21 protein-coding genes and 1 riboswitch are annotated in these 18,214 nt (G+C 53.9%); all 21 genes read right to left on the reverse strand.

Annotated elements, in window-relative coordinates:
- Positions 1 to 3: 3 nt before the first annotated feature.
- Positions 4 to 747 carry an adenosylcobinamide-GDP ribazoletransferase gene (gene cobS / locus C2U43_RS16240; protein WP_103285484.1) on the reverse strand — a complete coding sequence of 248 codons (744 nt, stop codon included), beginning with the start codon at positions 745 to 747 and terminating at the stop codon, positions 4 to 6.
- The gene (gene cobU / locus C2U43_RS16245; protein ID WP_003834083.1) at positions 744 to 1,289 is read right to left on the reverse strand and encodes a bifunctional adenosylcobinamide kinase/adenosylcobinamide-phosphate guanylyltransferase; all 546 of its coding nucleotides are present in this window, start codon (positions 1,287 to 1,289) and stop codon (positions 744 to 746) included. Before cobU ends, cobS begins: the two co-directional genes overlap by 4 nt.
- Positions 1,286 to 2,806: a cobyric acid synthase gene (locus C2U43_RS16250; protein WP_071697578.1), complete on the reverse strand. Its 1,521-nt coding sequence runs from the start codon at positions 2,804 to 2,806 to the stop codon at positions 1,286 to 1,288. The genes cobU and C2U43_RS16250 overlap by 4 nt, the downstream gene beginning before the upstream one ends.
- Positions 2,803 to 3,618 (reverse strand): energy-coupling factor ABC transporter ATP-binding protein, encoded by an 816-nt coding sequence (locus C2U43_RS16255; protein ID WP_103285485.1) that lies wholly within the window; start codon positions 3,616 to 3,618, stop codon positions 2,803 to 2,805. Before C2U43_RS16255 ends, C2U43_RS16250 begins: the two co-directional genes overlap by 4 nt.
- An 8-nt stretch (positions 3,619 to 3,626) precedes the next feature.
- A complete protein-coding gene (locus C2U43_RS16260; protein WP_003834087.1) occupies positions 3,627 to 4,304 on the reverse strand; it encodes an energy-coupling factor ABC transporter transmembrane protein in 678 nt (225 codons plus the stop codon).
- Positions 4,291 to 4,572 carry an energy-coupling factor ABC transporter substrate-binding protein gene (locus C2U43_RS16265; protein ID WP_003030289.1) on the reverse strand — a complete coding sequence of 94 codons (282 nt, stop codon included), beginning with the start codon at positions 4,570 to 4,572 and terminating at the stop codon, positions 4,291 to 4,293. The genes C2U43_RS16260 and C2U43_RS16265 overlap by 14 nt, the downstream gene beginning before the upstream one ends.
- A gap of 2 nt (positions 4,573 to 4,574) precedes the next feature.
- Positions 4,575 to 5,312, reverse strand: coding sequence for a cobalt ECF transporter S component CbiM (cbiM, locus tag C2U43_RS16270; protein WP_003834098.1), 738 nt, complete (start codon positions 5,310 to 5,312; stop codon positions 4,575 to 4,577).
- Positions 5,309 to 6,022, reverse strand: coding sequence for a cobalt-factor II C(20)-methyltransferase (locus tag C2U43_RS16275; protein WP_100272195.1), 714 nt, complete (start codon positions 6,020 to 6,022; stop codon positions 5,309 to 5,311). Before C2U43_RS16275 ends, cbiM begins: the two co-directional genes overlap by 4 nt.
- Positions 6,019 to 6,813 (reverse strand): sirohydrochlorin cobaltochelatase, encoded by a 795-nt coding sequence (gene cbiK / locus C2U43_RS16280; RefSeq protein ID WP_008785135.1) that lies wholly within the window; start codon positions 6,811 to 6,813, stop codon positions 6,019 to 6,021. Before cbiK ends, C2U43_RS16275 begins: the two co-directional genes overlap by 4 nt.
- 10 nt (positions 6,814 to 6,823) lie before the next feature.
- Positions 6,824 to 7,609, reverse strand: a complete 786-nt coding sequence (locus C2U43_RS16285; RefSeq protein WP_008785136.1) for a cobalt-precorrin-6A reductase — start codon at positions 7,607 to 7,609, stop codon at positions 6,824 to 6,826.
- Positions 7,606 to 8,331, reverse strand: a complete 726-nt coding sequence (locus C2U43_RS16290) for a precorrin-3B C(17)-methyltransferase (protein ID WP_003030278.1) — start codon at positions 8,329 to 8,331, stop codon at positions 7,606 to 7,608. The genes C2U43_RS16285 and C2U43_RS16290 overlap by 4 nt, the downstream gene beginning before the upstream one ends.
- Complete coding sequence (gene cbiG, locus C2U43_RS16295) at positions 8,331 to 9,386, reverse strand: cobalt-precorrin 5A hydrolase (protein ID WP_003834107.1); 1,056 nt, start codon at positions 9,384 to 9,386, stop codon at positions 8,331 to 8,333. The genes C2U43_RS16290 and cbiG overlap by 1 nt, the downstream gene beginning before the upstream one ends.
- Positions 9,367 to 10,140 carry a cobalt-precorrin-4 methyltransferase gene (locus tag C2U43_RS16300; RefSeq protein ID WP_003030275.1) on the reverse strand — a complete coding sequence of 258 codons (774 nt, stop codon included), beginning with the start codon at positions 10,138 to 10,140 and terminating at the stop codon, positions 9,367 to 9,369. Before C2U43_RS16300 ends, cbiG begins: the two co-directional genes overlap by 20 nt.
- Entirely contained in the window at positions 10,133 to 10,702 is a 570-nt protein-coding gene (locus tag C2U43_RS16305) for a decarboxylating cobalt-precorrin-6B (C(15))-methyltransferase (protein WP_008785138.1), read from the reverse strand. Before C2U43_RS16305 ends, C2U43_RS16300 begins: the two co-directional genes overlap by 8 nt.
- Positions 10,692 to 11,297, reverse strand: coding sequence for a cobalt-precorrin-7 (C(5))-methyltransferase (locus C2U43_RS16310; RefSeq protein ID WP_100272193.1), 606 nt, complete (start codon positions 11,295 to 11,297; stop codon positions 10,692 to 10,694). The genes C2U43_RS16305 and C2U43_RS16310 overlap by 11 nt, the downstream gene beginning before the upstream one ends.
- Entirely contained in the window at positions 11,291 to 12,427 is a 1,137-nt protein-coding gene (gene cbiD, locus C2U43_RS16315; protein ID WP_003030269.1) for a cobalt-precorrin-5B (C(1))-methyltransferase CbiD, read from the reverse strand. The genes C2U43_RS16310 and cbiD overlap by 7 nt, the downstream gene beginning before the upstream one ends.
- Complete coding sequence (locus tag C2U43_RS16320) at positions 12,424 to 13,056, reverse strand: cobalt-precorrin-8 methylmutase (RefSeq protein ID WP_103285486.1); 633 nt, start codon at positions 13,054 to 13,056, stop codon at positions 12,424 to 12,426. Before C2U43_RS16320 ends, cbiD begins: the two co-directional genes overlap by 4 nt.
- 10 nt (positions 13,057 to 13,066) lie before the next feature.
- The gene (gene cbiB, locus C2U43_RS16325) at positions 13,067 to 14,026 is read right to left on the reverse strand and encodes an adenosylcobinamide-phosphate synthase CbiB (protein ID WP_032943894.1); all 960 of its coding nucleotides are present in this window, start codon (positions 14,024 to 14,026) and stop codon (positions 13,067 to 13,069) included.
- A complete protein-coding gene (locus C2U43_RS16330; RefSeq protein ID WP_103285487.1) occupies positions 14,023 to 15,402 on the reverse strand; it encodes a cobyrinate a,c-diamide synthase in 1,380 nt (459 codons plus the stop codon). The genes cbiB and C2U43_RS16330 overlap by 4 nt, the downstream gene beginning before the upstream one ends.
- Before the next feature lie 88 nt (positions 15,403 to 15,490).
- Positions 15,491 to 15,665: riboswitch (cobalamin riboswitch) on the reverse strand.
- A 332-nt stretch (positions 15,666 to 15,997) separates the two neighbouring features.
- Positions 15,998 to 16,909 (reverse strand): transcriptional regulator PocR, encoded by a 912-nt coding sequence (gene pocR, locus C2U43_RS16335; RefSeq protein ID WP_003834122.1) that lies wholly within the window; start codon positions 16,907 to 16,909, stop codon positions 15,998 to 16,000.
- Positions 16,910 to 17,112: 203 nt separating this feature from the next.
- Complete coding sequence (gene pduF / locus C2U43_RS16340) at positions 17,113 to 17,922, reverse strand: propanediol diffusion facilitator PduF (RefSeq protein ID WP_103285488.1); 810 nt, start codon at positions 17,920 to 17,922, stop codon at positions 17,113 to 17,115.
- Positions 17,923 to 18,214: the final 292 nt, after the last annotated feature.

The raw sequence follows: 18,214 nt of genomic DNA on the forward strand, positions 1-18,214 counted from the left end.
GACTCAGAGCAGAGCCAGCAAGAAAATCAACTCGCCAAGTTCAATGGCAGCGCCCAGCGTATCGCCGGTTTGCCCACCCAACGTGCGTTTTAATAACTGCCCAAGAATAAAAATCGCCACTATTGTGACAACCAGCGCTGCCACGCCGCGCATGCCGGGAAGTAGCACGGCGGCAAGGATCGCCGCTAATCCCAACGTAACGCCGGTTTGACGCCCGGTGACTTTGCCAATAAAAACGTTGCCCAGTCCTTCTTCGCGGGCATAGCGATGCCGATACATCAGCAACACCGCCGTTCCTCTCCCGGCGACACATGCCGCTGCCAGCGCGGCCAGCATCGGCGTGCCACGCAAAGCCAGTTCACTCACCACCAGTACCTTCGCCAGTAAAACGAAAATTAACGCCAGCCCACCGTGGGTGCCCAGACGACTGTCGCGCATGATTTCCAGCATCCGCTCGCGTCGGCGCGCCGAAAAAATGCCGTCACAGGTATCCGCCAGACCATCCAGATGAAATCCCCCGGTCAGCAATGCCAGTGTCAACACCGCAAAAAGGGCCGCCAACGGAATACCGCACCAGGGCTGGAGCGCCATAAAGACCAGCCCCGTCAGCCCTCCCAACACGACGCCAATCAGGGGAAACATTACAATACCGCGGGAATAGTGCTCGAAATCCAGTCCTTGCGACCAGCGAGCAGGAACGGGCAAGCGACTGATAAAAGAGAGCATTGCCCAGAACAACTTACTCATTTAATTTTGACTCCAATTCCTGATACCACCAGCCAGACCTCATCAGCTGCCGCCGCCAGTCGCTGGTTCACGCGTCCTGCAATATCACGAAAATGCCGCGCCAGACGGTTCTCCGGCACAATCCCCATTCCCACTTCGTTAGTGACCAATACGATCTTTGCCGGGCAGCGCTGACAGGCTGCGATCAGCGAACGGATTTCACCTTCGATAGACTGCTCCATCGCCGCGTAATCCCAGCTGTCCGGATCGCTTTCACCGCCCAGCGCAAACAGCAAGTTGGTCACCATCGTGGTGATGCATTCCAGCAGAATAGCTTCCTGAGGATCGTTCATGTCCGTGATCAGTTCATCAAGATGTTGCCAACGTTCGGCTGTCCGCCAGTGCGCAGGACGCCCATCGCGATGATGCTGAATTCGCGCAGCCATCTCCTCATCAAAAATCTGCGAAGTCGCAATATACAAAACGTTTGGGGAATCAGCGATCAGCGCTTCCGCATGCCGACTCTTGCCGCTTCGCGCGCCGCCAGTAACCAGAATCATCATACTGGCTCCCGATGTTGCTGCATGATGGTATAAATTTTTTCAATATCGATGTGTTGTCGCATCGCATCCGCCAGCAGATCAAACTGCTGCGATTTATATTGCGCGTAATGGAAGGTGGAATCCAGCGGAGCTAACCCTTTACGTTCTCGCAGGCCATTGACCAAGGCTCGGGTGAAATCATCGCTGTCGAAAAGACCGTGAAGATAAGTGCCGAACGCCAGACCATCCGGAGTAACCGCGCCGTCAACAACGTTGCCGCCGTCTTTGTGCAACGTCATCACCGACTGGCATTCATCGGTTAATGCTGTTTCGCCCATATGAATTTCATAACCGCGAACGGATAACCCCGCCGTGCCCGCCAGCCAGTCAGGCAGCGATGAAGACATTTGTCCCTCAACCAGGGTCGTGGTTTTGTGCTGGGCAAAATGGGTGACTGTATTAAGTAAGCCCAGACCCGGCAGCGTACCGAGGCCCGACTCTACTTCATCAATGATGGTGTCGCCGAGCATTTGATAGCCGCCACAAATCCCCACCACCGGTACGTTATTACGATGTAATTGCACGACGCCATGCGCCATCCCACTTTCACGCAGCCATACCAGATCGCCAAGGGTATTTTTGCTGCCCGGCAAAATCACCAGATCGGCCCCCGCCAGCTCTTCAGGCTGGCGAACATAGCGCACGCGCACATCCGGCTGCGCAGCAAGCGCATTGAAATCAGTAAAGTTAGAAATGTGCGGTATTTGAACAACGGCGATGTCGATGTCGCGTTTGTCAGTGCGCAAATACTTGCCCTTTTGCAGCGCAACGCCGTCTTCATCTTCCAGATCAACATCCAGCCATGGCATCACGCCCAGTACAGGAACGCCGGTCAGCGCTTCAATTTGCTCGATACCGGAGTGCAGCAGCGTCACATCACCGCGAAACTTGTTGATGATCACCCCTTTTACCCGCGCGCGCTCGTGATCGTGCAACAGCGCCAGCGTGCCGTAAATGGAGGCGAACACCCCGCCACGATCGATATCCGCCACCAAAACGACAGGGCACTGCGCCATCTCGGCCATACCCATATTGACGATATCGCGATCGCGCAGGTTAATCTCTGCCGGGCTCCCCGCTCCTTCCAGCACCAGCACATCGAACTCCTGCGCCAGGCTGTTATAAACTGACAGGATCTGTTCCCGCAGACGTGGCTTGTACTCGTGGTAACTCACCGCGTCCATATCGGTTGCCACTTTACCCATCAGCACTACTTGCGCTTTTCGATCGCTGGTCGGTTTAAGCAACACCGGGTTCATACGCACATCTGGCGTAATGCCTGCGGCTTCGGCCTGAAAAATTTGCGCGCGGCCCATTTCTTTTCCCTCTGGCGTAATGCCAGAGTTCAGCGCCATGTTCTGCGATTTGAACGGCGCGGTATGCAGTCCATCCTGATAAAAAATACGACACAGCCCGGCGACCAATACGCTTTTACCCACATCAGATGCCGTTCCCTGCAACATTATTGCCTGCGTCATGACGCCTCCTTCAGTGCGTTCTCTCGCATACAGCTAAAAAATTTAGCCTCTGTTTTACACAGCGGGAAGCCCAACTCTGTATGCAGCTTCACCAGCCAGGGCTGAGTTAATCCCGCTTGTTCAATAAGATCCGTACGGGCGAAAACGTCGCCTGGCGTACCGTGCGTGAGCACTTCGCCCCGGCGTAAAACGTACACCGCATCGCTGACTTCATAGATAAGATCGATATCATGGCTGGAAATTACGACGTGGTTTCCTTGCGCAACGATGCGTTTGATTATCTCAATCATCTGCGTGCGGCCTGACGGGTCGAGGCCCGCAGTAGGTTCATCCAGCAGCAGATACTGCGCCTGCAACACCAACGCCCCGGCAATCGCTACGCGTTTTTTTTGCCCATGGCTTAAACACTGAATGGGCTGATGGCGAAAATGCTGGGCGTCGACCAGCGTAAGCGCATCTTCCACGCGGCGAGCGATTTCAGCTTCATCCACCCCAAGATTGCGCAGGCTAAAGGCGATATCGCTGTCGATATCGGTATAAAAGATTTGCTGGTCGGGATCCTGAAATACCGTTGCCACCTGTTGACGCAGCGCCAGCAGGCCGCGCTTGCTGTAATCCAGCGGTTTGCCCTGCCACATCACCGCGCCTTGCTGTGGGCGCAGTAAACCACTCAGGTTCATGAACAGCGTAGATTTCCCGCAGCCATTAGCCCCTACCAGTCCGGTGACGGCATGCGTCGAAAAATCCAGCGTTAGCCCTTTGAGGATCGGGTCATCCTGATAGCGAAACCAAAGCGCTGAGGTGGCAAGCATACTTTTCCTTACAGGTGAAAATCACCCTGATACAGTTTGATATCCAGTGTGGTGGTCATTTGCTGGTAGCGGATCAACACACGGGTAAACAGCAATCCCACCAGCATTGCCAGAGAGCGGTAGCCCAACGGCAAGCTACGATAACCAAAACGCAGCGTTTGTGCGCGATGAATAGCCAGCGCCTCGTCTAACAGGATAAAAATAAACCGCCAGGTCAGCAGGATCTGCTCAGTTAGCAGGCGAGGAACGTGCGCGCGTTTGAGTAAGATAATTAATTGCGGAAACGGCAGATTCAGTACCAGCCAAAAAGTTGCCGCCAGCGCGGCAAGGCTGCGCCAGAAGGTTTCATTGGCGGTTACCAGGCCAGGTGCGCTGATCCCCAACCAGTAACTTCCCACAGGTATGCTGGCCAACAGCGTCTGTGGATCGCGGCTGATGCTAAACAAAATGGTCACCACGCCAACCGTGAGAAAACCAAATGGCAATGCCATCCAACGGCACCAGCGCCAGAAGGAAATACGCAGCAGCCAGCAGCTCAGCGCGGCAATAAGTAAAAGCTCAATACCCTGCCCCAATGGGGGCAGAGTAAACGCCAGAATCATCATCACCAGCCAGAGCAGAAATTTCCGCACCGGCGAGACATGAACCCAACGGCTTTGATAGCTAAGCCTGTCAAGCCCGGTCATCACGGCGTTGCCTGCCCTTGGTGTAACCCAGGATATAGAAAATCACGGCTGCGCCAAGCGATCCCTGGAGCGTAAACAGCAGACTTTCAATTTCACCGCTTGCGGGTTCATACAACGGCTGGAACCAGGGCTCATAATGCGGGGCAATAGCCTGAATCTGGCTTTCCGCCTCACCATCTGAACCGCCGTACTCCCCACCGTGGTTGATAAAGAACGGCAGGATCACCAGCGCCACTACCATGCCCAATATAATCAGCGTCTTTTTCATCGTTAATGCCCTTGTGCGGTTATCAACTGGCGTTTGGTTAGCTGATCGTAAATCAGCACGGTAAGTAACCCTTCCGCAATCGCAATTGGGATCTGCGTCAAGCAGAAAATCCCCATGAACTTAATGATTGAGCCGGTAGCGCCAGCAGAGGGATCTGGGAACGCAACGCCCAACTGTACAGAAGTCACAAAATAGGTGACGAGATCCGCCAGCATTGCACACAGGAAGACGCAGACATCACGACGCAATCCGGCGCGGCAGGCCATTTTCCACACCATGTAACCCACTACCGGGCCAATTACCGCCATCGACATGCCGTTCGCGCCGAGCGTAGTCAAACCACCGTGTGCCAGCAACAGAGCCTGGAACAGCAGGACAATCGCCCCAAGGATGGCTACCACGCCCGGTCCAAACAGGATAACCGCCAGGCCTACACCGGTAGGATGTGAGCAGCTTCCGGTAACGGAAGGAATTTTCAGCGCCGACAGCACAAAAATAAAAGCGCCACACAGGGCCAGCAAAACCTTCTGGTGGTTATCCTCCTGCACAATTTGACGCAGACGTACCAGCCCGTACCACAGGCAGGGTAAAAACAGCAGCCACCAGGCCAGCGCCCACATCGGCGGCAAGAAACCTTCCATAATGTGCATGGCGAACGCTTGTTCAGGAACAATCATCAGTAATAGCGCCGCAGCCAACCCGCTGAAAGACAGCTGTTTTAGCTGTTGTTCAAGCTTCATTGTGCATACTCCCACTGTTTATTGACCAGAATGGTCGAGAAATAAGGCAGCGGCTGATCGTCGCTCACCTCATCGAGATGACGCCAGCACTGTTCACCTGGCAGCGTGGCTTCAGACATCATTAATGCACAGTCCAACAAACCCTCTTGTTGTAGCAGCGCTTTAATACGCGCAAAACGACCGTACACTTTCATCAACACCAGACTGTCATGCTGTTTTAATGCCTGCTGGATTTCCGCTTCCGGTGCGGTACAGGAGACCACCGCCAGTGACTGCTGCTCCATAGCGAGCGGCGTTTTGGAACGCGCGGCAATCGCGGCGAAAGACGTGACGCCAGGAACGATTTCCAGCCATTCAGGACAACCAATACGCTGAAGTAAAAAGACCCAGGTGCTGAACAGCATCGCATCGCCGAGAGTGATAAACCCCACCTGCTTACCGGCCTCGACTTCCTGAACCAGCGCGGCAGCAACTTCATCCCAGACGGCCTCTTTTTCAGCGCTATCGGCACTCATAGGAAAATGGCAGCAGCGGACTTCGGTCTGTTCACCGATATACTCACGTACAATCGACAATGCCAGACTGTCACCGCCTTTACGCCCGGCAGGCGCATAGAGAATATCCAGCGCGCCCAGCGTGCGTGCGGCACGCACGGTAATCAAGTCGGAAGCACCTGGCCCGGTGCTCAGTGCATACAGTTTTCCGCTCATGCTGCTTCCTCCAGCGCCACATTAAGCGCCTGCTGTAAATGTGCCACGAACATGGCGCGAACCGCCGGGTTCTCACCCAGACCACTAAGCCACGGCGTAGCCGGTATCCCTGCTGCATTGAACAACGTTTTCCAGGAATCATCTTCATCGGAGGCCATATCGTTGATGGCATGGTCGCCAGCGACTAACATCAGCGGCATCAGATGCACCGCCGTCACCCCTTCCTGAGATAAACTTTCAATCAGCACATCCACTTCCGGATAGCTTTCCACCGCCCCAACCCGCGCCGGAAAGCGCTGCGCCGTCATCATGTGGTCGAGACAGGCATAGGCGGCAAAAGCATGGTGGCTGGCGCCGTGTCCCATAAAGACCACTTTTTCACTTTCGCCAAGCGCCGGCATCTGCTGTTGCAGCGCCAGCATCAACTGTGCGTAATCTTCATGGCTGCTCAGCAGCGGTACGCCGAGCGTCAGGCGTGAAAACAGCGGACGCATACTTTGCACTTCGCGGACAATTTTTTCGTATTCGTCACCATTAATAATGTGCAGTGACTGAATAGCCACATCCTGATACCCCTGCTCCGCCAGTTTTTGCAGCGCCTGCAGCGGCGTGTCGATTTCAATACCATCTCGCTGCTTGAGCTTGCGGATTATCATCCCGGAGGTAAACGCCCGGAACAGGTCGCGGTCAGGGCAGCTAGCTGCAAGATCGCGCTCACAGGCCACGATATTTTTCTCGCAGGTGTCGTGATAGCTGGTGCCAAAGCTGACCACCAGAAGCGCCTTTTTCATTTCAAACTCCTTAAGCAGTGGCCAGCCAGCGCGTTAAACGCGCCCCAAAGGCGGCCTGACTTTCCAGTAACTCTTCTCCCGTCACCAACGGTGCCGGACGTGTAATCACGATGCAGGGGATTCCGGCATCCAGACAGGGTTGAACCTTTTCCTGATAACCACCTTCAGCGCCAGATGCTTTGGTGATCACCACATCAGCCTGGCACTGGCGATAAAACGCGGCGTTGAACTCGGCGCTAAACGGTCCGCACAGTGCGAAGATTTCACCGACGCCAAATCCCAGATCCGCGCATTGCTGAATGACCTCAGGAACAGGCAGAACACGCGCCAGCAGCGTTTTTTCAGGCAACCCTTCGCGCCAGATAGCCAGATCTTTACTGCCGGTCGTGAGCAGCACGCGATCGCCGAAGCGTCGCGCCAACTCACAGGCTTGCTGAATGCTTTGTACGGTATACAGGTGCGGGTGAGTTAAACCACTCAACTGCTCAGGACGCTGGTAGCGGCTCAGCAGTACGCCCGCCGCTTCGCAGGCGCTCATGATGTTGCGGCTCACCACCTCGGCGTACGGATGCGAGGCATCGATCACCCAGCGCGTCCGATTTTCCTGTAGCCAGGCAATCATTTGTTCGCGCTCCAGACGCCCGCAGCGCACCTGGCCTTTGATATCTCCCGCCAGTTGTTTCCCTGTTGGGGTTGCAACTGACAGGGTATAGGCCACGTTTGCCGCATCCAGTTGCTGGCACAGCATGCGCGCATCGCTCGTACCGCCCATGACCAGCACATCACCGTAATTCACAGCACATAACCTCGTGGCGTGATCATCAGGCCGTCCTGAACATAGGTTGTTTTGTTACCCACGATCACAAGGCTGGTCATATCAACCGGTTCGAAATCCATTTCACCGAGCGTGGTTAACCATTTTTCCTGCTTTTTACGTCCGGCAGACTTCACAATACCCACCGGCGTTTGTGCGCTTTTGCTGGCGGAAAGCAGCTCAAATGCGCGCGCCAGATGACCTTCGCGACCCCGACTGCGCGGGTTGTAGAAACAGATAACAAAGTCTGCCTCACCGGCGGCAACGATGCGTTTTTCGATAACCGGCCATGGCGTTAACAGATCGCTTAAGCTGATGTGGCAGAAGTCGTGCATCAGCGGCGCACCCAGCAAAGAGGCCGCGGCAATACTAGCGGTCATGCCAGGTATTAGCCTGACCTCAACATCCAGCTTTTGCTTGCTAACCAGTTCGAGCACCAACCCGGCCATACCGTAAATCCCCGCGTCACCGCTACTGATCAGCGCCACGTTGTGACCCGCCTGTGCCAGTTCGATCGCTGCCTGGCAGCGTTCAATCTCTTTGCACATTCCGGTTTTGATCACCTGCTTGTCACCCGTGAACGCTTTTACCAGATGGGTGTAGGTTTTATAGCCAACGATGATTTCCGCTGCCTGCAGTGCTTCAACGGCTTCCATGGTCATCATTGCCTGCGAGCCAGGGCCAATTCCAATTACGCTTAACATCAGTGTGAAACTCCCAAAGTGATAGTGACGCCCTGTTCTCGCAGGGTCTCGCCTAACAGTTTTCCGTGGCTCAACAGCCAGGCTGCAGGACCGGAAACGCTTCCTGTACCCACCGTTTTGCGAACAAACGATGAAGCTGGAAAACGGTGCTCATGCTCACGCAGCGCGTCAGCAGTAAAGGTTTCGAAAGGAACGCGGCAGCACGAAGCCAGTTGGATAAGTCCCTGTTCATCTTTTTTCAGCGTGATGCTGCCAATCGCTTTTAGCGCCAACGGATCGAGCTGTTGAGCTTCAAGTTGCCGGGCAAGCAGCGCAGCCAGCAGAGGGAACGGCGTATCACGGCGACAGCCAATTCCGGCCACAACCCGCTGTGGCACCAACTTCCAGTGCGGAACAGGCAGGTCAGGTAAATTGGTGCGTAAGGTGATGCACACCAACGCATCCAGTTCAGGGAGCTGGTTGAGATCGGTAACCGTGATAAACCCGCGCCGGTCGCAATGGCTGACATCCTGCGTCAGTTCGTCATCCCACCACAAACCAACCCGCTTATTGCTGACCAGCATCTGGTTCACGATCTTCACCGCCGAACGGAAATCACTCATCCGGGCATTCAGTTGAAATGCCAGCGTATCCAGTGCCGCCATATCGTTCACATCCGTCGCGGTAGTGATAACCGGGTCAGCGCCCAACATGCCCGCCAGATAACGCGCCAACGCATTGGCACCGCCCGCGTGGCCGGAGAGCAGGCTGATGACATGCTGGGCACGTTCATCAATGACCACCACCGCCGGATCGCAAAACTTGTCGTTGACCAGCGGGGCCAGTACGCGCACCGCAATACCGGTCGCACCGATAAAAATCAGCGCTGAGTAATTCGTAAACGCTTCGCGGGCGGTATTCGCAAAGCCGTTTTCAAAGGGAATAAACCCCTCCTCCAGCAGCTTTTCACTGGTAAAACAGGTAACCGGCAGCATAGCTGCCAGACGTTTCGCCAGCACAACGCCGCCAGGAGTCAGGCAAAAAAGCGCAATTGACTCAGGCTTTACGGTATTCATGGCTAAAGTCCGCCGCATAGAGTTTGGAGTAGTGATACTCCGAGCCCAGGAAATTACCGACCAGAATAAGGGCCGTTTTACGGATGCCCGCATCGCGAACCTTGTCGCCAATATCCGCCAGGGTCCCGCGCACGGTCTGGCTTTCCGGCCAGGTCGCTTTATAGATCACCGCCACGGGCGTGGTCGCCGGATAGCCGCCTTCAATCAGACGCTCAGCCACCCGATGAATGCGCTGGACGGAAAGATAAATCGCCATTGATGTCTGGTGGCTGGCAAAAGACTCCAGCTGTTCACGCTCTGGTACCGGGGTGCGGCCTTCCAGGCGCGTAATGATCAGGCTCTGTGAAACTTCAGGTACGGTGTATTCCACGCCCAGCTCCGCCGCCGCGCCGAGGAACGCGCTGACGCCGGGCACCACCTGCCAGTCAATCCCGCGTTTGGTCAGCTCCTCACCCTGCTCGCGTACGGAACCGTACAACGAGACATCACCGGTTTGCAGGCGCACAACGGTCTTGCCCGCTTTCACTCCGGCCTCCATCAGATCAAGGATCTGCTCCAGATGCAGTTCGGCACTGTCGTGACATTCAGCACCGGCAGGGCAATACTCCAGCAATTCAGTGTTAATCAGCGATCCGGCGTAGATAACAACCTGCGCCTGCTGCAGCAACCGGTAACCTTTGAGGGTAATCAGCTCGCGATCGCCAGGACCTGCGCCAACAAACCACACGCTACGGGGATCAAAAATCTCAGACATGGTTTCCTTCCTTCTGACAGGCGATAACAAATACGGGGTTATTCGGTTTAAAATAGTGACCATTGCCAAGCGTGGTAAGCGAGGAAACCTGTAGCTGCAGGCAATCCACTCCCTGTACGCCAAGATGATCCAGATGTGCCAGCGCGGTGTTGAGGTTTTCCTGGAGGATAAACGTCATCACCAAACGCCCTGCGGGATGCAATTGGCGCATCGACCAGTCAATCAGTTCGGTCAGATGGCCGCCGCTGCCGCCCATAAAAATGGCATCGGCTTTTTCCGCGATAGTCATGGGAGCAACGCCGGGAAAAATATCGATATTTGCGCAGGCAAAATGCTGGCGGTTTTCATCCAGCAACCTGAGTGCCGCCGGGTTACGTTCGATGGCCGTTACACGTAATCCGGGATATTGCAACGCGGCTTCTATCGACACGCTGCCGGTTCCGGCACCAATATCAATCAGGTGACTGGCGCGGTGTAATTCAAGTTTTGAGAGGGCAAGTGCGCGTACCGCTTCTTTGGTCATCGGCACTTTCTCTCCACGCAGAAACAGCTCATCTTTCATCAAGGATCACCACTGCATTCATGTCATAGTCAGCGTTAACTTCACGCACAGGCAGGAAATGGATCTGTTCGTTTTCCATCGCCAGGTTTTCGCCAATCACCATCCAGCGATGCCCCTTGCCTCGGGCAATGAGCTGCTGCGCGATTTCACGCGGGCCACACAGCGCATCAGTCACCATCGCCACCTTGTTATGTCGCGCCAGCTCATCAAAACAGACGCTGCGGCCATGGCTACTGGTCAGCCACATATCGTTCATATCAATACCGGACTGCGCGCACAGGTACTGCACCGCACTAATGCCGGGAATAATCCGCACATTCTCAATACCAAAATGCGCCACCATGCGCGTCCCGATGCCGTAAAACAGGGGGTCGCCAGACGCCAGTACCACAACGTGCTTCTCCTGGTGCGCGCTAATCCAGCTCAGGAGTTCCGGGATATTGGCGCCAAGAGCAAACTGTTCACCGGTAAAATCCGGGAATTGCTGCAAATGCCGCTTTCCACCGACCAGAACATCCGCCGCCGCGACCGCTTCACGTGCCGCAGGCGTCATCAAATGCAAACCGGCGGGGCCCATCCCTACAACGGTTAACATTGCATCTCCTCAGCAATCTCTGCGACCGGACGATTACTTCCAAGAACCTGATTATCAAAAGAAAACATGATGGCATCGCAGGTCGGGGGATTTTTGGTAAAGCGCAATGTTTGCAGGACACGCATACAAATGCGCTGAGCCAGATGGTCATAAATGTGCTGGAAACCGTACGCGTCGATATGTTCCATCGCCGCTTCGGTGGTATCGCACTCGCTGACCAACGTCAGCAGTTCCAGCGGTGCGCCAAGTAGCGCGAGGTGGGCCACCAGCGTTTCCATGCGGGCATCGGCAATATGGCTATGGGTATGGAAGATCCCCGCCGCGATTTTGACGAGCTTACCGGGGTGCCCCACCAGTACGATTTGCCGGAACCCCAGACGTACAGCTTCTTCAATCATGTAACCGACAAAGTTGCTCATGGTAACCACAACCTGGGTGTCGATACCCATCTGCTCGCGCACAAAACGCTCGCCGTGGTTTCCCGGCACCAGTACAACACGCTCCAGCCCTGCCGCCCGCTTAATTTCCAGCTCAAGCGACAGCGAACGCTTCCAGCTCTCTTCTGACATCGGCGTGACAATACCCGTGGTGCCGATAATCGAAATGCCGCCAAGAATGCCAAGGCGAGAGTTGTAGGTTTTTTGCGCCCGTTCTTCGCCTTCTGGCGCGAAGATTTCAATCTGCGCCCCACGATTTGGGCCAATCGCTTCGCGGACGGCTGATTCAATGGTCTGGCGAGGTGTACGGTTAATCGCCGAACTGCCCACCGGCAGGCCAATCCCTTTGCGGGTTACCGTACCGACCCCTTCACCGCCCTGTAAGGCAATCACGCCACTATCGTCTAACGTCACGCGGGCAAAAATCAGCATGCCGTGGGTGGCGTCCACATCATCTCCACCGTCTTTGCGGATGGCCGCTATTGCCTGCTGCCCTTCGATATGCGGTGACTCCACGTTCAGGCACAGCGTCACCCCGGAAGGCGTCACGATGGAAACCTGATGGATGAGGTGTTGGCGCAATACCATCAACGCGGCAACTTTTGCCGCCGCCGTGGCGCACGATCCCGTGGTATACCCTTTACGCAGCGCTTTACCGTTGTGCCACACCGGCGTATCGAAGGCCTCGCTCATCGCGCCCCCTGCATGTGATAAAGCATGGCGTTGACGATAGCGGCGGCGACATTGCTTCCCCCTTTGCGGCCTAACGCTGCAATGGCGGGCAAATTGCTTTGGGTCAGGGCATCTTTCGACTCTTCAGCACCAACGAACCCGACCGGTACACCTACCACACCGCTGACGGCAACATCATGCTCAAGCAGGCGGAACAGCGCAGTCGGCGCGTTGCCAAAGACAAACAGCTTTTCCCCCTCTTCCTTCACCGCAATGTCGACTGCCGCCATGGACCGGGTAATACCCTGCTCTTTTGCCTTACGCACAACCCGCGGGTCGCTGATGTAGCAGCGGCATTCACCGCCGAATTTTGCCAGCAGCGTTTTATTGATCCCGGAAAGCGCCATCGTGGTATCGGTGTAAATCACGCTCGAACGGCTAAGCGCCGCACAAAACTGCTCCAGCACATCACTGGAAAACCACAGAATGTCCAGCCAGTCGAAATCTGCCGTCGTGTGAATAACCCGCTTGATAATGGCTTCATGTAACGGACTGGCAAACTGATAGTCCGGACGGGTTTCACGGATGATCTCGCCAATAATGTCGAAACTTTTGGCTTCAATCGCCTGGGGTTGCTGGATGTATTGCATTATGTTGTCCTCAGGCTACACCGACCCACAGCCACCGCAGCGCAATAAACAGCGCCAGTGCCAGCGTCGATGCCACCCACATCAGTCGAATCGTATGGGAAATGTCGTCTACCGAAATGTCGCGTTGTGCATCACCGATCCACGGTTTCTCAACGCGCTCGCCAAAGTAGTCATTAGGACCACCCAGCCGAATGCCTAATGCCCCGGCTACAGATGCCTCTGACCACGCACAGTTTGGGCTGCTGTGGTTATAGCGATCGCGCCAGCCAATCTGTAAAGCTCGCGAGCCGTCTTTACGGCATAAAAATGCCGCCACGCCCAGCAGCAGCCAGCTCAGTCTTGCAGGAATAAAGTTCGCGACATCGTCCAGACGCGCGCTGACCATACCAATAGCGCGGTATTTTTCATGTTTGTAACCCACCATGGAGTCAAGGGTGTTTACCGCTTTGTAGGCCATCGCCAGGGGCGCACCGCCGAGGAGGAGAAAGAACAACGGCGCGATAATGCCGTCTACGGTGTTTTCAGCCACGGTTTCCACCACCGCGCGATTGATCTGCTGCGGTTGCAGCTGTGAGGTATCACGCCCCACAATCCATGACAATTTTTCCCGACTCACAGCAAGGTCACCGGCCCGTAGCGGACGTTCGACATCCTGCGCGGCCTTTGCCAGGCAGCGTCCGGCCAGCACGGTAAAGATCATCCATACCTCTACCACCCACCCCAACCAGGGATGAATAGATTCTGCCAGTGCCAGCACGCCCCAGGACACAGCCCAGGTCAGACCAACCACCACAATCCACATCACCGCGCCGCCGATGCGCAGCGCACGGTCGCTATGGCAATAACGCCGAATAACTCGCTGCACGGCAGAAATCAGATTGCCGATCCAGCGCACCGGATGTGGCCAGTTCTGCGGATCGCCGATGATAAAATCAAGCAGCCAGGCAACACACCATGCAAGGATCGTCATAGCGCACTCCTCGCAGCTGCCAGCCAATGGTTAAGCATCTGCGGACGTTGAGCAAAATGAACGTGTAGATAGCTGGCGAAGGTGTTTCCGACCTGCCAGCCGCCGGACCAGGCTTGCAGCGTTTTACCATCGCGCACTTTGCGACAGTTCATCACCGCTGGCGTTTCAGGGGTAAAATCGGAATAGTGGAATTCATGCCCGCGCAGCACTTCGCCTTCTGCAGCTAACAATGTTTGCTGCGCGGCCTGCGCTTCGCAGTAGCCAAATCGGGTCAGACGTTTCCCCATTTTGCTGTGGCCGGGAATGATATCCGCCATCAGCCAGGTATCGCCGTTGCTGTCCTCAAGCGAACTGCCGAGATACATCAGCCCCCCGCACTCTGCATAAATCGCGACGCCACGTTGATGTGCCTCTCGCAGTTGATTCAGCATCGAGACATTGCGAGCCAGCGCCGCAGCGTGTAGCTCTGGATATCCGCCACCTAACCAGATCATCTGACAGTCCGGTAAACAGGTGTCGTGCAACGGGCTAAAACGGACAACTTTAAGCCCCGTACGTTCCAGCAGCGTAATGTTATCCGGGTAGTAGAAGTTGAAGGCTTCGTCATCGGCAATGGCAACCGTTAGCCCTGCTCCGGCGTCTGCGGCAGGAAGCGCGGGCCATTCGCCAGCAGGAAGATTGGTTGACTGGCTTAATGTCAGAAGTGCGTCGATATCAAGGGTTTGCTCCAGCGTCGCGGCAAAAGCCTGCCACGGTTGCTGATTGATAACCGACTCACGTGCGGTTACTAAACCCAGATGACGTTCGGGAAGGGCAACACCCTCCATACGGGGTACGTAGCCCAAGACGGGTACATCGCAGTAACGTTCGATTGCGACTTTCAGTAACTGGTAATGCGTTTCGCTGTTAACCCGATTAACAATAACCCCGGCGATGTTCAGGGTGGGATCAAAATGCTGAAAACCCATTACCGTTGCGGCGATTGAAGTGGAAACGGCTTTGCCATCAACCAGTAAGATGACCGGACAGCCTAACTGTTTAGCCATCGCGGCGGTGCTGCAGTAGTTTGGGTCGGTACCATAGCCGTCATACAGCCCCATCACACCTTCAATAACGGCGATATCCGCATGTTGCATCTGCTCGTTGAATAGAGCGTTCAGCGTGGGGACGGGAAGCATGAAGCTATCAAGATTGCGGGAAGCGGTACCGCATACCGCTGTATGCCAGCCGGTATCAAGGTAATCAGGACCCACTTTGCAAGGCTGGACGCGCAAACCGCGTTTTTTCAACAAGCTCAACAAGCCCAGCGTCACCGTGGTTTTACCACAGCCGCTTCCGGTACCTGCAAGAACAAATGCGTGAAAATTGGCCGCCATACCCTGATCCTGTTCAGGGTGGTAGGGGTGTAGAGATACCCAGTCTCTCGACTGTATGCATCTGAACCACCCACTTCCCACCGAAGTTGTTGGTAGTCACTGACAGGCAGGTCTTCTGGCTTAGCGTCATCCTCACCCGTCCTTCCCAATCTTGCGATCAGTGGTCCATACGGGGTCGTCAGCATCACAGCAGCGGGGGCTGCGGGGGATTCTCACCCCCTTCCCTACCACAAATGTGGCAAACCTGTCAGTTCAAGAGCCTGGTTAATTAAGCTCTCTGTTATGAGGTAAATTCACGACCTCATGACAATAATTCAATTTAATATCTTTCCGAGTTCATTCAGCCAATTTTCTGGCCTTAACCCACTTATTCACACGTTCACTTTTTGAATGAAAGTATCAGCTAAGAATAAAGAAAGTCATTCACACAGACACTGTATCTCATCACAAAAATAAAAACTGGTGCAGTTTATCCCTCTAATACCATTATTTTGTTGCGCTATGACAATTTATTGACTGCTGTTGTCACATTTCATTTTATAATGACTAACATAGCGCCCGATATCAAAAATCGGCAATAGCAAAATATTGCTATTTAAGCGGATTCACCACGTGAAATGACATTTATTTGCTGGCGAAATGCCTGCGGCGTAACCTGATAGGTCTGGCGGAAAACTTTGCAAAAATAACTTGTTTGCGAAAAGCCTAAATTACGCGCAATGCTGGCTATGCTCCAGTCACTGTGACAAAGCAGCTCTTTGGCACTGGCCATTCTTTGCTGGTTTACCCATGCGTTAAAACCAATACCCTGATATTTTTTGAACAATTTGCTGAAATAGTACGGGCTAAGGAAAACATGAGAGGCAACATCTTCCAGACGTAGATCGTCTGATAAATGTGCATCAATATAGCGCAGGGCTTTTTTCATTTTACTGTCATGAGGGTTAGTACTACGGTTAGCGCGTACCGGCTCTGACTGCTGCGGGTTATCTTTGATAACAACAAAATTAAGTTGTTTCTTAAGGCAATTTTCGACGATGAGCTTGAGTAAATCCGCTGAAGCAATGACTCGAGAATAGTCCATTTCAGGTACATTACGGAACTCGTTGACCAGTTCGGGATCGGCTTGCCAGCGGTCATCGACGTTCAGAATATCAACGAGGCCTACATCGTTACTTAAGCGTACTTGTCCACAAAGCACGAACCCTACCAGGTGTCCCGCGATGACCAGCGGAATTGAGAAATCGGTAAGCCCGGCATGGCAGCGATAAATGCAGGGTTGATCGGATTTAGAGGCTTCCAACCCTCCACAGCGGTCGCTCATACGACAACGCGTACTATGCTGAGGATGCTGGCGCATCAACTGGCAAAAAGGAGTGAAATTAAAAAGCTCAGAAATTTCATCACCGTGAATATTGACAACCACAACAGCCAGACTGGTGGCCTGTGCAAAATCCTGTGCGATTTTATTAATGAGTTCTGAGTTCAGGGCACTCGCAGAAATCATGATAAAACCTCTCAGTTAATTTATTGTTATAAATAAAACATATTATTCACACATTCATTTTCATCTCGCGATCCAGCGCTCTGATGAAAGTCAGCATTGAACATAACAAAAGTCTCCCATTGTTGGGAGACTTTTTAAGCCGTTCAGGAAACCGGATCACGAAAACAGTTTTTACCTTTCAATAATAAACATCTTTCGTGAAGCTAGCTCTCGTTTTCCTCCAACTTACACGAATTACACGGTAAATTTTTGCCAATAAAATAACGATAAATTGCTGCGCCCGCACAGGCGCCGATGATGGGTGCCACAATCGGCACGATGAAATAAGGGATATAGCGCCCCCCGGTCATCGCAACATCACCCCACCCGGCCATCCAGGCAAACAATTTAGGACCAAAGTCACGTGCCGGGTTCATCGCAAAGCCGGTAAGTGGACCGGTTGATGCGCCGATAACAGCAACCAGAATACCAATCAGCAGTGGTGCTAACGGGCCTTTGGGAACACCGTTACCGTCATCCGTTAGCGCCATAATCATCCCCATCAGAATGGAGGTAATCACCACTTCGACCAGTGCGGCCTGCCAGACACTCAGTGCGGCGGCAGGATACGTACTAAAAATGCTGGCAAGTTGCAGGCTTTCCAGACTACCGCGTACCATTTGATGGGCTGATTCATACTCAATAAATAAGCTGCCGTACAACAAATAGGCCAGCATAGCGCCACCAAAGGCCCCCGCTATCTGAGCGACAGAATAAGGTAGTACCTTACGACCCGGAAAACAGGCAAACAACCAAAGTGCGATGGTAATAGCGGGATTGAGATGGGCCCCAGAAATCCCGGCTGTCAGGTAAACTGCAAGCGAGATCCCCAAGCCCCATATGATGCAGATCTCCCACAATCCCAAACTGGCACCCGCGACCTTCAGGGCGCTCAGGCACCCAATACCAAAAAACAAAAATAGTCCGGTACCTAAAAACTCAGCAATACATTGCGCTCTTAGTGAATCGTTCATTGTGACACCTTCTAAGCAGAGTTCGTGTCTTTACCAGCGGACTCCTTGCTGGCAGGAAGATTACTTCAAGGCTTACTATAAAAATCTGTATCGGCAAATTGTTGGCAATCTGCAAGCGACATGCCCTTAAAAATCGTGTTGTGATAGCAAATTCTTGCTATCACCTTTATTAAAGCAGGCGGTAAAACGAGGATTTACCCTATTAAAAGTACATTTTCAAAATAATAAAATATTGCGAAAAGCAGAATTCTATTTTCAAACGATCATCACAATTTCATTTTTCTCGCATAGC

The organism is Citrobacter freundii complex sp. CFNIH9 (assembly GCF_002903305.1).
GTDB classification, from domain to species: Bacteria; Pseudomonadota; Gammaproteobacteria; order Enterobacterales; family Enterobacteriaceae; genus Citrobacter; species Citrobacter portucalensis.

Excerpts from the sequence above, each read along its gene's own strand:
- cobS (WP_103285484.1), bottom strand. The coding sequence starts at position 747 with ATGAGTAAGTTGTTCTGGGCAATGCTCTCTTTTATCAGTCGCTTGCCC.
- cobU (WP_003834083.1), bottom strand. The coding sequence starts at position 1,289 with ATGATGATTCTGGTTACTGGCGGCGCGCGAAGCGGCAAGAGTCGGCAT.
- C2U43_RS16250 (WP_071697578.1), bottom strand. The coding sequence starts at position 2,806 with ATGACGCAGGCAATAATGTTGCAGGGAACGGCATCTGATGTGGGTAAA.
- C2U43_RS16255 (WP_103285485.1), bottom strand. The coding sequence starts at position 3,618 with ATGCTTGCCACCTCAGCGCTTTGGTTTCGCTATCAGGATGACCCGATC.
- C2U43_RS16260 (WP_003834087.1), bottom strand. The coding sequence starts at position 4,304 with ATGACCGGGCTTGACAGGCTTAGCTATCAAAGCCGTTGGGTTCATGTC.
- C2U43_RS16265 (WP_003030289.1), bottom strand. The coding sequence starts at position 4,572 with ATGAAAAAGACGCTGATTATATTGGGCATGGTAGTGGCGCTGGTGATC.
- cbiM (WP_003834098.1), bottom strand. The coding sequence starts at position 5,312 with ATGAAGCTTGAACAACAGCTAAAACAGCTGTCTTTCAGCGGGTTGGCT.
- C2U43_RS16275 (WP_100272195.1), bottom strand. The coding sequence starts at position 6,022 with ATGAGCGGAAAACTGTATGCACTGAGCACCGGGCCAGGTGCTTCCGAC.
- cbiK (WP_008785135.1), bottom strand. The coding sequence starts at position 6,813 with ATGAAAAAGGCGCTTCTGGTGGTCAGCTTTGGCACCAGCTATCACGAC.
- C2U43_RS16290 (WP_003030278.1), bottom strand. The coding sequence starts at position 8,331 with ATGTTAAGCGTAATTGGAATTGGCCCTGGCTCGCAGGCAATGATGACC.
- cbiG (WP_003834107.1), bottom strand. The coding sequence starts at position 9,386 with ATGAATACCGTAAAGCCTGAGTCAATTGCGCTTTTTTGCCTGACTCCT.
- C2U43_RS16300 (WP_003030275.1), bottom strand. The coding sequence starts at position 10,140 with ATGTCTGAGATTTTTGATCCCCGTAGCGTGTGGTTTGTTGGCGCAGGT.
- C2U43_RS16305 (WP_008785138.1), bottom strand. The coding sequence starts at position 10,702 with ATGAAAGATGAGCTGTTTCTGCGTGGAGAGAAAGTGCCGATGACCAAA.
- C2U43_RS16310 (WP_100272193.1), bottom strand. The coding sequence starts at position 11,297 with ATGTTAACCGTTGTAGGGATGGGCCCCGCCGGTTTGCATTTGATGACG.
- cbiD (WP_003030269.1), bottom strand. The coding sequence starts at position 12,427 with ATGAGCGAGGCCTTCGATACGCCGGTGTGGCACAACGGTAAAGCGCTG.
- C2U43_RS16320 (WP_103285486.1), bottom strand. The coding sequence starts at position 13,056 with ATGCAATACATCCAGCAACCCCAGGCGATTGAAGCCAAAAGTTTCGAC.
- cbiB (WP_032943894.1), bottom strand. The coding sequence starts at position 14,026 with ATGACGATCCTTGCATGGTGTGTTGCCTGGCTGCTTGATTTTATCATC.
- C2U43_RS16330 (WP_103285487.1), bottom strand. The coding sequence starts at position 15,402 with ATGGCGGCCAATTTTCACGCATTTGTTCTTGCAGGTACCGGAAGCGGC.
- pocR (WP_003834122.1), bottom strand. The coding sequence starts at position 16,909 with ATGATTTCTGCGAGTGCCCTGAACTCAGAACTCATTAATAAAATCGCA.
- pduF (WP_103285488.1), bottom strand. The coding sequence starts at position 17,922 with ATGAACGATTCACTAAGAGCGCAATGTATTGCTGAGTTTTTAGGTACC.